General features: G+C 72.2%; 12 protein-coding genes. 6 read left to right on the forward strand and 6 right to left on the reverse strand.

The genetic code is table 11. The features are described 5' to 3' along the window. Positions 1-38 precede the first annotated feature (38 nt). From HPC71_RS10460 to mshC, 4 genes are read left to right on the forward strand one after another with little or no spacing between them, the layout of a single operon-like run. Positions 39-776, forward strand: a complete 738-nt coding sequence (locus tag HPC71_RS10460; protein ID WP_154614377.1) for a histidine phosphatase family protein — start codon at positions 39-41, stop codon at positions 774-776. A gap of 10 nt (positions 777-786) precedes the next feature. After that, positions 787-1,365, forward strand: a complete 579-nt coding sequence (locus tag HPC71_RS10465) for a DUF3090 domain-containing protein (protein ID WP_154611633.1) — start codon at positions 787-789, stop codon at positions 1,363-1,365. Continuing rightward, entirely contained in the window at positions 1,362-2,141 is a 780-nt protein-coding gene (locus tag HPC71_RS10470) for an SCO1664 family protein (RefSeq protein WP_257866176.1), read from the forward strand. Before HPC71_RS10465 ends, HPC71_RS10470 begins: the two co-directional genes overlap by 4 nt. A gap of 35 nt (positions 2,142-2,176) precedes the next feature. Beyond that, positions 2,177-3,415, forward strand: coding sequence for a cysteine--1-D-myo-inosityl 2-amino-2-deoxy-alpha-D-glucopyranoside ligase (gene mshC / locus HPC71_RS10475; protein WP_154611632.1), 1,239 nt, complete (start codon positions 2,177-2,179; stop codon positions 3,413-3,415). Positions 3,416-3,570: 155 nt separating this feature from the next. Here mshC and HPC71_RS10480 read toward each other — a convergent pair whose 3' ends face one another. After that, positions 3,571-4,434, reverse strand: coding sequence for a PAC2 family protein (locus HPC71_RS10480; protein ID WP_171896667.1), 864 nt, complete (start codon positions 4,432-4,434; stop codon positions 3,571-3,573). Positions 4,435-4,615: 181 nt separating this feature from the next. Between HPC71_RS10480 and metH the strand changes: the two genes are divergently transcribed. Next, complete coding sequence (metH, locus tag HPC71_RS10485; protein ID WP_154614375.1) at positions 4,616-8,296, forward strand: methionine synthase; 3,681 nt, start codon at positions 4,616-4,618, stop codon at positions 8,294-8,296. Here metH and HPC71_RS10490 read toward each other — a convergent pair. The 4 genes from HPC71_RS10490 to HPC71_RS10505 are packed head-to-tail and all read right to left on the reverse strand — an operon-like array spanning position 8,278 to position 12,194. Further along, positions 8,278-9,591 carry an FAD-dependent oxidoreductase gene (locus tag HPC71_RS10490; protein WP_154614325.1) on the reverse strand — a complete coding sequence of 438 codons (1,314 nt, stop codon included), beginning with the start codon at positions 9,589-9,591 and terminating at the stop codon, positions 8,278-8,280. The genes metH and HPC71_RS10490 overlap by 19 nt on opposite strands. After that, positions 9,582-10,199 (reverse strand): maleylpyruvate isomerase family mycothiol-dependent enzyme, encoded by a 618-nt coding sequence (locus tag HPC71_RS10495; RefSeq protein ID WP_154614324.1) that lies wholly within the window; start codon positions 10,197-10,199, stop codon positions 9,582-9,584. The genes HPC71_RS10490 and HPC71_RS10495 overlap by 10 nt, the downstream gene beginning before the upstream one ends. Before the next feature lie 13 nt (positions 10,200-10,212). Beyond that, a complete protein-coding gene (locus HPC71_RS10500; protein WP_154611629.1) occupies positions 10,213-11,034 on the reverse strand; it encodes a fumarylacetoacetate hydrolase family protein in 822 nt (273 codons plus the stop codon). Beyond that, entirely contained in the window at positions 11,034-12,194 is a 1,161-nt protein-coding gene (locus HPC71_RS10505) for a cupin domain-containing protein (protein WP_154614323.1), read from the reverse strand. The genes HPC71_RS10500 and HPC71_RS10505 overlap by 1 nt, the downstream gene beginning before the upstream one ends. Before the next feature lie 78 nt (positions 12,195-12,272). On the opposite strand from HPC71_RS10505, the gene HPC71_RS10510 reads away from it, so the two are divergent. Next, positions 12,273-13,025, forward strand: coding sequence for an IclR family transcriptional regulator (locus HPC71_RS10510; protein WP_154614322.1), 753 nt, complete (start codon positions 12,273-12,275; stop codon positions 13,023-13,025). 7 nt (positions 13,026-13,032) lie between these two features. Here the strand turns inward: HPC71_RS10510 and HPC71_RS10515 are convergent, their stop codons facing one another. After that, the gene (locus HPC71_RS10515; RefSeq protein ID WP_171896669.1) at positions 13,033-14,271 is read right to left on the reverse strand and encodes a vWA domain-containing protein; all 1,239 of its coding nucleotides are present in this window, start codon (positions 14,269-14,271) and stop codon (positions 13,033-13,035) included. Position 14,272: the final 1 nt, after the last annotated feature.

Here is a 14,272-nt window from a genome sequence, read left to right on the forward strand (position 1 = left end):
CCACGGTAGCGAGGGATCGGCCAGTAGGGTTCGGCGCCATGGCCACCGTCATCCTCGTCCGCCACGGCCGGACGACCGCGAACGCGAGCGGCATGCTGGCCGGTCGGATGCCCGGGGTGAAGCTCGACACTACGGGCCAGAAGCAGGCCGCCCGGGCCGGCGAGCGGATGAAGGACCTCCCGGTCCAGGCCATCGTCAGCAGCCCCCTCGAGCGCTGCCGCCAGACCGCCAAGGCGATCATGCAGGCCCAGACCCCGCCGCTCACCCTGGTGACGGAGAAGGGGATCACCGAGTGCGACTACGGCGAGTGGCAGGGCCGGCAGCTGCGCGACCTGGCCAAGGAGAAGCTGTGGTCGACCGTGCAGTCCCAGCCGTCGGCGGCGGAGTTCCCCGGCGGTGAGTCGCTGGCGGCGATGCAGGCCCGGGCCGTCGCCGCCGTACGACGCCACGACGCCGCGGTCGAGGCCGCGCACGGGTCCGGCGCGGTCTGGGTGGCGGTGAGCCACGGCGACATCATCAAGTCCGTCCTGGCCGACGCCCTCGGCATGCACCTGGACCTCTTCCAGCGGATCAACATCGACCCCGCGTCGATCTCGATCGTCCGCTACACCGGCTCGCGGCCCTACGTGCTCGCCACCAACACCCACGCCGGCGACCTGGGCTGGCTCGCCCAGAAGCCCTCCCGCAAGCCCCGCGCCGGCAAGCGGGCCGCCTCCGCGCCGGCCGTCGGCGACGCACCGGTCGGCGGCGGCGCCGGTCCTTCTGCGGCCTCATAGGGTGGGGGACATGGCACCACTCGTCCACGGGTTCGACCCGCCCGAGCGCTTCGTCTCCGGCACGGTCGGCCCCCCGGGTTCCCGCACGTTCTTCCTCCAGGCCCGCAGCGGGGCCCGGGTCGTGAGCGTCGCACTGGAGAAGCAGCAGGTCGCCGCGCTGGCGGAGCGGATCGATGAGCTGCTCGACGAGGTGATGAGCAGCGAGCGGAACACCGCGATGATCCCCGCCGTCGCGCCGCTGGACCTCGAGGACGCCGCGCCGCTGGAGCAGCCCATCGAGGAGGAGTTCCGCGCCGGGACCATGACGCTGTCGTGGGACCCCGACGACGAGCGCGTGGTGATCGAGGTCTTCCCGTTCACCGAGGCCGCGGTCGTCTCGCCCGACCAGGTCGACGAGGACTTCGAGGAGCCCGAGCCCGACGAGGTGCTCCTGGTCCGCCTCGGCGCCGGAGCCGCCCGCGCGTTCGTCAAGCGCAGCGCGCAGGTCCTCGAGGCCGGGCGGCCCACCTGCCCGTTCTGCGCGCTGCCGATCGACCCCGACGGCCACCTGTGCGTCCGGGCCAACGGGTTCCGCCGCCGGGACCCGTGACCTCCACCGATCCGACCGGGGTCGACCTGGTCGAGGACGAGCTGGTCCTCCACGGCCGGATCATGCCGGCGAGCAACGCGACGTTCCTCGGTGAGATCGCCGGCGTGAAGGTCGTCTACAAGCCGGTGGCGGGGGAGCGCCCGCTGTGGGACTTCCCCGACGGCGACCTCGCCTCGCGCGAGGTCGCGGCGTACCTCGTCTCGCAGGCCACCGGCTGGGACGTCGTCCCCGAGACGTGGCTGCGCATGGGCCCGCACGGCGTCGGGATGGTCCAGCGCTGGCGGGAGCCGGACCCCGAGCAGGCCGCCGTCGAGATCGTCGCCGTCGACGAGGTGCCCGCGGGCTACCACCATGTCTTCGACGGGGTCGACGGCCGGGACCTGCCGGTCAGCCTGGTCCACGAGGACACCCTGCCGCTGCGCCGGATGGCGGTCTTCGACGTCGTGGTCAACAACGCCGACCGCAAGGGCGGGCACGTCCTGGAGATGGCCGACGGCCACCGCTACGGCGTCGACCACGGCATCACGTTCCACCACGAGAACAAGCTGCGCACCGTCTTGTGGGGCTGGCTCGGCGAGCCGTTGCGGGCCGAGGAGGTCGAGGTCGTACGTCGCCTGCGGACCGCCCTGGGCGAGGAGCTCGGCGAGGACCTCTCGCTGCTCCTGACCGACCAGGAGATCCACGCGATCGACCGGCGGTGCGCGCGCCTGCTCGACCTCGGCGTGATGCCCGGGCCGCACGGGGGCATGCCGGCCATCCCCTGGCCACCCTTCTGACCGGACCGGTCCGCGGGGGTCGTTAGGCTGCCGCCATGCGCGCCTGGACGTCCCCGGAGATCCCCGCCCTCCCCGTCACGGGCCCGGAGGTCGCGGTCCACGACACCGCGACCGGCGCGCTCGTGAGCGTCACCCCCGAGGGCCCCGCCCGGATGTACGTCTGCGGCATCACGCCGTACGACGCCACCCACCTCGGCCACGCCGCGACGTACGTCGGCTTCGACCTGCTCAACCGCGCCTGGCGCAACGCCGGCCACGAGGTCCGCTACGTGCAGAACGTGACCGACGTCGACGACCCGCTGCTCGAGCGGGCCACCAAGGTCGGCACGGACTGGACCGAGCTCGCCGAGCGCGAGACCGAGCTGTTCCGCCAGGACATGACCGCGCTGCGGGTGCTCGCGCCCGACCACTACATCGGCGCGGTCGAGTCGATCCCGCTCGTGCTCGACCTGATCGAGCGGCTCCAGGCCGCCGGCGCGATCTACCGCGTCGAGGACGACCTCTACATGTCGGTCACCGCCGACCCCGCCTTCGGCGAGGAGTCCGGCTGGGACCGCGAGACGATGCTGCGGATCTACCCCGAGCGCGGCGGCGACGTCGACCGGCCCGGCAAGAAGGACCCGCTCGACTGCGTCGTGTGGCGCGGCGAGCGCGAGGGCGAGCCGTCGTGGCCCAGCCAGTTCGGCCCCGGGCGGCCCGGGTGGCACGTCGAGTGCACCGCGATCGCGCTGGAGCACCTCGGCGGCGCCTTCGACGTCCAGGGCGGCGGCAGCGACCTGGTCTTCCCCCACCACGAGATGTGCGCCGGCCACGCCCAGGTCGCCGAGCCGGGCACGCCGTTCGCGCGGACCTACGTCCACGCCGGCATGGTCGCCTACGACGGCGAGAAGATGTCGAAGTCGCGCGGCAACCTGGTCTTCGTCTCCGCGCTCCGCAACAGCGACGTCGACCCGATGGCGATCCGCCTCGCGCTGCTGCGCCACCACTACCGCGCCGACTGGGAGTGGACCGACGCCGAGCTCTGGGACGCCGTCGACACCCTCGCGGACTGGCGGCGCGCGCTGGCCCTGGGCGCCGGCGCCCCCGCCGCGCCCGTGGTCGCCGAGGTCCTCGCGGCGCTCGCCGCCGACCTCGACGCCCCGCGCGCCGTCGCCGCGGTCGACCGCTGGGTCCGCGCCACGCTCGGCACCGACGGCCTCGCCGACACCAGCGACCCCGACGCCGCCCTCGCGATGATCGCCGTCCTCGACGCCGCGCTCGGGCTGACCGTCTGAGGGTCCTCGGGCGTGACCCGGGTCATCGGAGTCCCCGGTGCCCCGGGGAGACCGGTACGTCTCAGGGGAATCATCCCCTGAGAAGCGCCTGCCTTCCCTGAGGAGTCACCTCGGGGCGCTCCTCGGGCCCGCGGCCGGACGGGAGGGCGACACCCTCAGCCGGCCCCGCCGCCGGCCTCGTCGCCGCGGCGCTTGAGGTAGCGCTCGAACTCCCGGGCGATCGCCTCGCCGGAGGCCTCGGGCAGGTCGGTGGTGTCGCGGGTCTCCTCGAGCGCGCGGACGTAGTCGGCGACGTCCTCGTCGTCCTCGGCCAGCTCGTCGACGCCGCGCTCCCAGGCGCGGGCGTCCTCGGGCAGGTCGCCGAGGGGGATGGAGACCTCGAGCAGGTCCTCGAGCTGGACGAGGAGCGCGAGCGTGGCCTTCGGGCACGGCGGCTGGGCGACGTAGTGGGGCACCGCGGCCCAGTACGACACCGCGGGGATGTCGAGCTGGGCGCAGGCGTCCTGGAAGACACCCACGATGCCGGTCGGGCCCTCGTAGCTGGACTGCTCGAGCTTCATCCGGTCGACGAGGTCGGGCTCGGTGGCGGTGCCGGTGACCGGGATCGGGCGGGTGTGCGGGGTGTCGGCGAGCAGGGCGCCGAGGGTGACGACGAGCTCGCCGCCCAGGTCGTCGCAGACGGCGAGGATCTCGGCGCAGAACTGCCGCCACCGCATGTTCGGCTCGATGCCGCGGACGAGGATCACGTCGCGGTCGAGGTCCGGGGGAGAGGCGATGGCGATCCGGGTGGTCGGCCAGGTGATCCGGCGGTGGCCCAGCTCGTCGGTGCCGACGACGGGCCGGTTGACCTGGAAGTCGTAGAAGTCCTCGGGGTCCAGCGCGCCGACGATCCGGGCGTTCCAGGCCACCATCAGGTGGTCGACCACCGACGAGGCGGCGTCAGCGGCGTCGTTCCAGCCCTCGAAGGCGGCGATGACGACGGGGTCCACCAGCACGGGCAGGTCCTCGATCTCGATCACCTATCCAGGGTAGTCACGCCCCGGGATTTCGTCGGGCCCGACGCCCGGTGCCACGATCTGAGAACCCTGTCCAGCACTCGGACGCTGTTCCTAGGCTGGGCCACCCGCCCGAAAAGGAGCTGGCGTGCCCGATCTCGTGCAGCCGAACCACCGCCCCGACGCCTCCGAGGCGCTCACCGCGATGCTCCGGGAGCGGGTGATGGTCATCGACGGCGCCATGGGCACCGCCATCCAGCGCGACCGGCCCGACGAGGCCGGCTATCGCGGCGAGCGCTTCGCGGACTGGCCCAGCGACGTCGTCGGCAACAACGACCTGCTGACGCTCACCCAACCGGCCATCATCGAGGCCATCCACCGCGAGTACCTCGAGGCCGGCGCGGACATCATCGAGACCAACACCTTCAACGCCAACGCGGTCTCGCTGGCCGACTACGGCATGGAGGAGCTCGCCTACGAGCTCAACCTGGCCGCCGCGCAGCTGGCCCGCAGCGCCTGCGACGCCGTGGAGACCCCCGACCGGCCGCGGTACGTCGCCGGCGCCCTCGGCCCGACCACGCGCACCGCGTCGATCTCGCCCGACGTCAACGACCCCGCTGCCCGCAACGTGACCTACGACCAGCTCGTGGCGGCGTACCGCACCGCCGCGCAGGGCCTGGTCGACGGCGGGGCCGACCTCATCGTCATCGAGACGATCTTCGACACCCTCAACGCCAAGGCCGCGATCTTCGCCGTCGAGACGCTCTTCGAGGAGCAGGGCCGCCGCTGGCCGGTCATCATCTCCGGCACCATCACCGACGCGTCGGGCCGCACGCTCTCGGGCCAGACCACCGAGGCGTTCTGGAACTCCGTGCGCCACGCCCGCCCGCTGGCCGTCGGCCTCAACTGCGCGCTGGGCGCCAAGGAGATGCGCCCCTACATCGCCGAGATGAGCCGCGTCGCCGACACCTTCGTCAGCTGCTACCCCAACGCCGGCCTGCCCAACGCCTTCGGTGAGTACGACGAGGCCGCCGAGGAGACCGCAGCGGTGGTCCGGGAGTTCGCCGAGGCCGGGTTCGTCAACCTGGTCGGCGGCTGCTGCGGCACCACGCCGGCCCACATCGGCGCCATCGCCGACGCGGTCGCCGACGCCACCCCGCGCGAGGTGCCCGAGCTCCGGCCGGCCCTGCGCCTCTCGGGCCTGGAGCCCTTCACCATCGACGCGGACTCGCTGTTCGTCAACGTCGGCGAGCGCACGAACATCACCGGCTCGGCCCGTTTCCGCACGCTGATCAAGGACGGCGACTACGACACCGCCCTCTCGGTCGCGGGCCAGCAGGTCGAGAACGGCGCGCAGGTCATCGACGTCAACATGGACGAGGGGATGATCGACGGGGTCGCGGCGATGGACCGCTTCCTCAAGCTGATCGCAAGCGAGCCCGACATCAGCCGGGTCCCGGTCATGGTCGACTCCTCGAAGTTCGAGGTGATCGAGGCCGGGCTGAAGAACGTCCAGGGCAAGCCGATCGTGAACTCGATCTCGCTCAAGGAAGGCGAGGACGCCTTCCGCGCGCACGCCCGGCTGTGCCGGAAGTACGGCGCCGCCGCGGTCGTCATGGCCTTCGACGAGGACGGCCAGGCCGACAACCTCGACCGCCGCAAGGCGATCTGCGAGCGGGCCTACCGGATCCTCGTCGACGAGGTGGGCTTCCCGGCCGAGGACATCATCTTCGACCCCAACGTCTTCGCGGTCGCCACGGGCATCGAGGAGCACGCGTCGTACGGCCTGGACTTCATCGAGGCGACCCGCTGGATCAAGGAGAACCTCCCCGGGGCGAAGGTCTCGGGCGGCATCTCCAACGTCAGCTTCTCCTTCCGCGGCAACAACCCGGTGCGCGAGGCGATCCACGCCGTCTTCCTCTTCCACGCCATCGCTGCCGGCCTCGACATGGGCATCGTCAACGCCGGCGCGCTGGTGGTCTACGACCAGGTCGAGCCCGAGCTGCGCGAGCGGATCGAGGACGTCGTGCTCAACCGGCGCCCCGACGCCGCCGAGCGGCTCCTCGAGGTCGCGGAGTCGTTCAACAGGAAGGGCGAGGAGGTCGAGGCCACGGCCGAGGAGTGGCGCTCGCTGCCCGTCGGCGAGCGGATCACCCACGCCCTGGTCAAGGGCATCGACGCCCACGTCGAGGCCGACACCGAGGAGCTGCGCCAGGAGATCGCCGAGCGCGGCGGCCGCCCGATCGAGGTGATCGAGGGCCCGCTGATGTCCGGGATGGACGTCGTCGGCGACCTGTTCGGCTCCGGGAAGATGTTCCTGCCCCAGGTCGTGAAGTCCGCGCGCGTGATGAAGAAGGCCGTGGCCTACCTCATCCCGTACATCGAGCAGGAGAAGCTCGACAACCCCGCGCTGGCGACCGCCAAGGACACCAACGGCACGATCGTCATGGCGACGGTCAAGGGCGACGTCCACGACATCGGCAAGAACATCGTCGGCGTGGTCCTGCAGTGCAACAACTTCGAGGTCATCGACCTCGGCGTCATGGTGCCGGCCCAGAAGATCCTCGACACCGCCCGCGAGGTCGGCGCCGACGTCATCGGCCTGTCCGGCCTGATCACCCCGTCGCTGGACGAGATGGTGACGGTCGCGACCGAGATGCAGCGCCTGGGCCTGGAGATCCCGCTGCTGATCGGCGGCGCGACGACCTCCCGGGCGCACACCGCGGTCAAGGTCGACCCCCGCTACGACGCCCCCGTCGTCTGGGTCAAGGACGCCTCCCGCTCGGTGCCGACGGTGGCCTCGCTGCTCCACGCCGAGCGGCGGGTGCCCCTGCTGGAGGCGGTCAAGGCCGACTACGACGCGTTGCGCGCCCGGCATGCCACCAAGCAGGACCGGCCCCAGCTCGCCTACGCCGACGCCTGCGCGAACGCCACGCCGATCGACTGGGAGGGCTACCTCCCGCCGGCGCCGCAGCAGCCCGGCGTGCACGTGCTCGACGACTACGACATCGCCGAGCTGCGCGAGTACATCGACTGGCAGCCGTTCTTCAACGCCTGGGAGATGAAGGGGAAGTTCCCCGACATCCTCAACAGCCCCACCTCCGGGGAGGCCGCCCGCAAGCTGTACGACGACGCGCAGGCCATGCTCGACCGGATCGTCGAGGAGCGCTGGCTGACCGCCCGCGCCGTCTACGGCTTCTTCCCCGCCGGCTCCGAGGGCGACGACGTCGTCGTCTGGTCCGACGGGGACCGCCGCGAGCGGCGCACCGTCCTCCACCAGCTGCGCCAGCAGGGCCAGCACCGCGAGGGCGTGCCCAACCGCTCGCTCGCGGACTACGTCGCCCCCGTCGACTCCGGCCTGCCCGACCACGTCGGCGCGTTCGCGGTCACCGCCGGGATCGGCCTGCCCGAGCGGGTCCAGCAGTTCAAGGACGACCTCGACGACTACTCCGCGATCATGATCGAGGCGTTGGCCGACCGGCTCGCCGAGGCCTTCGCCGAGCGGCTGCACCAGCGCGTCCGCACCGAGCTGTGGGGCTACGAGCCGGCCGAGTCGCTGTCCAACGAGGACCTCATCGCCGAGCGCTACACCGGCATCCGGCCGGCGCCGGGCTACCCCGCCTGCCCCGACCACACCGAGAAGCAGACGATCTGGGAGCTCCTCGACGTCGAGGCGAGCACCGGGATCCGGCTGACCGAGTCGATGGCGATGTGGCCGGGCGCCTCGGTCTCCGGGCTCTACTACAGCCACCCCCAGTCGCAGTACTTCGTCGTCGGCCGGCTCGGCCGCGACCAGGTGGCGGCGTACGCCGAGCGCAAGGGGTGGACGCTCGCGGAGGCCGAGCGCTGGCTCTCCCCGAACCTCGGCTACGACCCGGAGGACTGAGCAAGGACGGCGCTCTCCAGCGGGATCGGGGTGAACATCTCCGCCTCGTCCTCCGGGAAGAGCGCGGTGGGGCCGTAGAGCCAGTCGACGAAGGAGTAGTCGTAGACGTCGCGCGCCCGGAGGATCGCGTTGCGCTGCCGCCGCTTCACCCCGACGTGGTGCCACAGGATGCCCCACTCTCGCGAGGTCGCGAGCACCCGCGCCGTGTGCTGGGTGCGCACCGCGTTGTACGCCTGCAGGGCGGTGTCCCAGTCGACCTCCCCGGAGGGGGAGCGGTTCATCTCGACGTGCTTGGCGAGCACCCAGCCGTCCTCGATGGCCATGATCGCGCCTTGCGCGATGTACTGGAGCGGTGCGTGCGCGGAGTCGCCGAGCAGCGCGACGCGACCGAAGATCCAGTTCGGGATCGACTCGCGGTCATACATCCGCCACCAGCGGTCGCGCCACATGAACTTCAGGCCGTCCTGGACGTCGCCGACCGTGTCGGCGAAGGCAGCGTCGAGCTCATCGGGCGTGCCCCAGTCCTCGTCGCCGGCGAGCGCCGCGGGTGACTCGAAGACGGCGACCTGGTTGAACATCTCCCCGCCGCGCAGGCCGTACTGCACGAAGTGGCAGTTGTTGCCCAGGTAGAGCACCACCGCCTTCTCGTGGATGTTGTTCTCCCGGGCCTCGGCCATGGGGATGGCGCCGCGGTAGGCGACGTAGGAGGACGACACGGGGTCGTCGCCGACGAACCTGGCGCGCGCCGGGGAGTGGATGCCCTCGGCGGCGATCACGATCGGTGCGGTGTGCCGGGTGCCGTCCTCGAGGATCACGGTCGCGCAGCGGCGGCCGTGCTCGTCCACGCCGGACTCGTAGTCGACGGCGGTGGCGCCGTTGACCAGCTGGACACCCCTGCGCTGACAGGCCCGCAGGAGGATGCCGTGCAGGTCGGACCGGTGGATGACCACGTACGGGAAGCCGTACCGCTTCTCCAGGTCGTGCAGGTCGAGGCGGGTCATCTCCTCGCCCGAGCGCTGCGGGCCGACGCCGTCGAACATGATCATGTCGTCGGGCAGCACGCCGAGGCTCGTGACCTCCTCCAGCAGCCCGTACTCGTCGAGGATGCGCGTGCAGTTCGGGGCGATCTGCAGGCCGGCGCCGATCTCGCCGAACTCCGGCGCGCGCTCGAGCAGCCGGACCTCGAGACCGACGCGGGAGAGGGCGTACGCCGTCGACAGGCCGCCGATGCCACCGCCGACCACGACGACGTCGGGGCTCGCGGTGTGCTCGGTGTGCTCGCGGCTCACAGCCATGCTCCGATCTCGGGGGCGTCGGTCAGCGCGTGCGCGCGTCCGGCCAGCCAGGCGGCCACCTCGGCGGCCGGCCCGGCAGGCAGGTCCTCGCGGCGCAGCCCACGCTTGAGGCGGGTGTCGTCGATCAGCGCGTCGAGGAAGCCGACCGGCAGGTCCGCGAAGCGCACCCCCCGGTCGAGATCCACGACGTGGACCAGGCTCTCGCGGCTGCGCATGTAGGGCAGCTCGCTCGCCGGGACCGTCCGGCCCTGCGCGGTGACGACCTCGTTGCTCCACTGCGCCTCGCAGAGAGCGTCGAAGCCCTCGGCGAGGGCAGCGACCGAGGACTCCAGCCATGCATCGGCCGCGGCTGCGGTCAGCGTGTCGCCTCGCGCGATGCCCGCCGCGCGGGCCTCGGGTGAGGCGTACATCGGTGTCTCGACACCGGTCCGCGCCCAGGTGACGAGGTTGAGCAGCGCGTCGCCGTTGGCGGCGATGTGGGCGACCAGGTTGCCGACCGACCAGCCCGGAAGCGTGGACGGTGCGCGCAGGTCGTCGTCGGTCAGGCCGGCCGTCGCCTCGAGGAGCAGCTCGTTCCCCACGGCGACCCAGCCCCGGGCATCTGCCAAGGAGCGCGCCACGTCACGCCTTGACGATGGTGTTGATGCACTCGCCGATGCCCTCGACCGAGGTGACGACCTGCTCGCCGCCCACGAGGTAGACCTGCGGGTCGCGAGCGTGGCCGACGCCGGCCGGTGTGCCGGTGGCGATGATGTCCCCGGGGTTCAGCGTGATCATCGTGGAGATGTACTGGACCAGGAAGACCGGGTCGAAGAGCAGCGTGCCGGTGTCGTCGCTCTGCATGACCTGGCCGTCGACGGTGGTCTGCACCCGCAGCGCGGGGCGGACGCCGCCGATCTCCTCGGGCGTGACCAGGTACGGACCGACCGGGGTGGTTGCCTCCCAGATCTTGCCCTGGGTCCACTCGATGGTGCGGAACTGCCAGTCGCGCACGGAGATGTCGTTCATGACGGTGAAGCCGGCGATCGCGTCGGCGGCCTCCTCCTCGCTCGCCCGGCGAACCGGCTTGCCGATCACGATCGCGAGCTCGACCTCCCAGTCGAACGCATCGGTCTCGTCCGGCTTGACGATGTCGTCACGGGCGCCGATCAGGGTCTGGCCGAACTTCGGGAACAGCGTCGGGTGGGTCGGCAGAGGGCGGCCCATCTCCTGGATGTGGTTCGTGTAGTTGTGGCCGACGCAGATCACCTTCGACGGGTTCGGCACGACCGGCGCGAAGTCCGCCGCCTCGACCGCGTACGTCGTGGCGTCCTCGGCCGGGGCGGGAGCGCCCGCGGCGAGCCACGCGCCGAGGTCGGCGAAGCCGAGGTCGACGTGCCGGTCGCCGCGCAGCTGAACGGAGCGGGTGCCCTCAGCGGTGCGGATCGTCGCGTTCTTGGTCATCAGGTGTCCTTCTGGGTGCGGTGGAGGTGGAGCGCCTCGAAGATCGGGGCGTCGGAGAAGCGGAAGAGGTCGAGGGCGCCCTCGTCGGAGTCGGTCGCGCCGGCTTCCGAGCGGAAGGAGACGGGCTCCCAGGACGGGACGACGAAGAGGTCGCCACGGGCGACGGTCCAGGACGTGTCGCCGACGCTCACGACGCCGGAGCCGTCGAACACCTGGAAGACCGAGGAGCCGGTCTCCCGCACGGGTGCGGTCGCGGCGCCACGCGCGACACGGTGGAGCTCGGCGCGGATCGTCGGCAGCACGTCGCCGCCGGTGCGCGGGTTGGCGTAGCGCACCGCGGCGTGGCCCGGCTCGACGGTGCCACCGAAGCCCGCCCTCTCGAGCGCGAGCTGGTCGCACAGCGCGGCGTTGGTGTGCGACCACTTGTAGTTCAGCAGCGGGGAGCCCGGGGTGGCGTGTGTCGCCGAGAGCGGGCGTAGGCCCGGGTGGCCCCACAGCTGCTCGGAGCGGGAGCGCACCGGCGTCACGCACTCCTCCGGCGTGAGCGCGTCGCGCCCGAACTCGAAGAACTGCGCCTCGCTCGTCCACTGGAACGGGATGTCGAGGCCGTCGATCCAGGCCATCGGCTCGCTGGTGGCGTTGTGGTGGGCGTGGAAGTTCCAGCCCGCCTGGGGCAGGAAGTCTCCGCGGTTCATCGGCACAGCGTCCGTGCCGCCACCGCTCGGGCCGTCGCCGCCGACGCAGGTCCACACCCCCGAGCCCTCGACGACGAAGCGGAAGGCGTGCTGGGAGTGGCGGTGCTCCGGCGCGCTCTCGCCCGGCATCAGGTACTGGATCGCCGCCCACAGCGTGGGGGTGGCGAACGGGCGGCCGCCCAGCGAGGGGTTCGCCAGCGCGATGGCGCGGCGCTCCCCACCCCGGCCGACCGGCACGAGGTGCCCGGCCCGGTCTGCGAGCGTGCGCAGGTTCTCCCACCGCCACAGGTGCGTGCTCGCCTTGCTGCTCGGGTGGGCCGGCATGAGGTCGCCGATCTCGGTCCAGAGCGGGACCAGCAGCTCCTCCTCGAAGCCGCGGTAGAGCTCCTCGAGGGCGGGGGTCACGTCCGGCTGGTCGGGTGCCGCGACGGCCGTCAGGCGCACCGGGGTGTCGAAGGCGGTCATGTGCCCTAGAGTGAGCCCGATCACAGGCCCCAGAACAGTCGATTCTGTTCTGAGGAACAGGGTCCGGGAGGGCGGGGGATGAAGACAGCGCCGACGTACGCCGTCGCGAGCGTCGACCACGCCCTGCGGTTGGCCACCATGCTCCAGCTCGAGGGCACGCTCTCCGTCGCGCAGGCCGCCGAGCGCCTCGGGGTCGCGCGCTCGACCGCCCACCGGCTGTTGCAGATGCTGGTCTACCGCGACTTCGCCGTGCAGGACGACGCTCGGATCTACCACGCCGGACCGGTGCTCCAGCTCGCCACGCACTCCCGGTCGCAGACCTCCCGGCTCCGGTCCGCAGCGATGCCGCACCTGGATCGCGTCGTCGAGGTCGTGGGGGAGTCGGCCAACCTCACCATCCGGACCGGCACGACCGCGCGCTTCATCGCTTCGGTCGAGTGCAGCCAGACGCTGCGGGTCGGTTCCCGCGAGGGGATGGTGTTCCCGGCCCACCGCAGCACCGGTGGGCTCCTCCTGCTGGCCGAGCTGCCCGACGAGGAGCTCAGCGTGATCTACGCGGAGCCGGTCGACGATGACGGAGATCCGCCCGAGCTGGCGGCGCTGCGCAAGGAGCTCGCGGTGATCCGCGCCCAGGGCTTCGTGGTCAACCAGGGACGCTCGGAGCGTGGCGTGGTGGCGGTGGGCGTCCCCGTGCGCGACGAGGACGGCAACGCCCTGGCGGGCCTGTCGATCTCGATGCCCGAGGTTCGCTACGAGAAGGGCCGCCTGCCGCGCCTGGTCGCGACCCTGAACAGGACCGCCGGCGCGATCGAGGCCTCGCTCACCGCCTAGCGAGCCGCTAGACCTGACGCGAGGAGGTCCGTGGCCCGTCGAAGGGCGAGCTGCGCAGCGGGCGCAGGTCGAGGTCCTCGACCGGCTGCGCTCCCGAGCGGATGCCGCGCGCAGCACGGGGCTGGGCATCGATCCGCTCGAGCGCGCCCGCGAAGGCGACCAGGTCGTCCAGGTCGCGGGCAGGCAGCATCGCGTCGACGAGGGGCCGGGCGAGGAGCAGGCCGGGAGAGGGCGCGTACGACGGCAGGGGGTTGAGCCACACCAGTCGTCGGCACTGTCGCGACAGCCGCCGCAGCGCGGCGGCGAGCTCGGTGGGCCGACCTTGGTCGAGGCCGTCGGAGCAGATCACCACGGTCCCGCCGCGGGCCACGCCGCGTCGGCCGTGGTCGTGCACGAACGCGTCCAACGAGGCGCCGATCCGGGTGCCACCCTCGAAGTCCACGACGGCCGCCGCCGCCCGGGTCAGGGCGTCGTCGATCCGCCGCTGGCGCAGGTCGACGGTGACCCGGGTCAGGGTGGTCCCGAAGCAGAACACCTCGGTGCGGCGGTCCACCTGCGAGGTCGAGTGCGCGAACTGCAGCAGGGCCCGCGACGAGGCCACCATCGACCCCGAGACGTCGAGGATCAGCACCAGCGGACGCCGGCGCAGCCGGGGTGCCGCCCACAGCTGACGGCGGGGCTCACCCTGGGTGCGCAGTGTCTCGCGGACCGTACGGCGCAGGTCGTGGAGCCGACCCCGACGGGCGGCTCGCAAACGACGGCTGGAGCGCTGCGGCCGGCGCAACCGCAGCGAACGCATGACCCGCCGCAGGTCGTCGAGCTCGGCCGGGGTGCAGGCGGTGAACGGCTTGGCATGCAGCCCCTCCGCGTCCGAGCCGAGCGTCCCCGCAGCGCCCGACCCGTCGACCGCACCCTCGAGGGTCTCGGTCGCCGGGAGGGCGTCGAAGTCCGGCAGGTTGAACGTCACCCGGCCGTCCTCGGCAGCCGCGCTCTCGCCGTTCGCGTCCGCGCCCGCAGCGGCCGGCGCGAGCCAGTGGTCGAGGAAGACCCGGTGGTAGACCGCGATCTCGTCGCGGTGCCCGACGAGGGTGGTGCGACCGGCCCAGTAGAGGTCCCCGGCGTCGTTGGGGTCGAGCTCGGCGACGGCTGCGGTGAACGTGAGCAGCTCGCTGGTCCCGACCGCGAGGCCGGCCCCGCGCAGCGCCGCGCCGAAGCCGACGATGCGGGCGAGGAACGGGCTCTCCACG

The organism is Nocardioides marmotae (genome assembly GCF_013177455.1).
GTDB classification, from domain to species: Bacteria; Actinomycetota; Actinomycetes; order Propionibacteriales; family Nocardioidaceae; genus Nocardioides; species Nocardioides marmotae.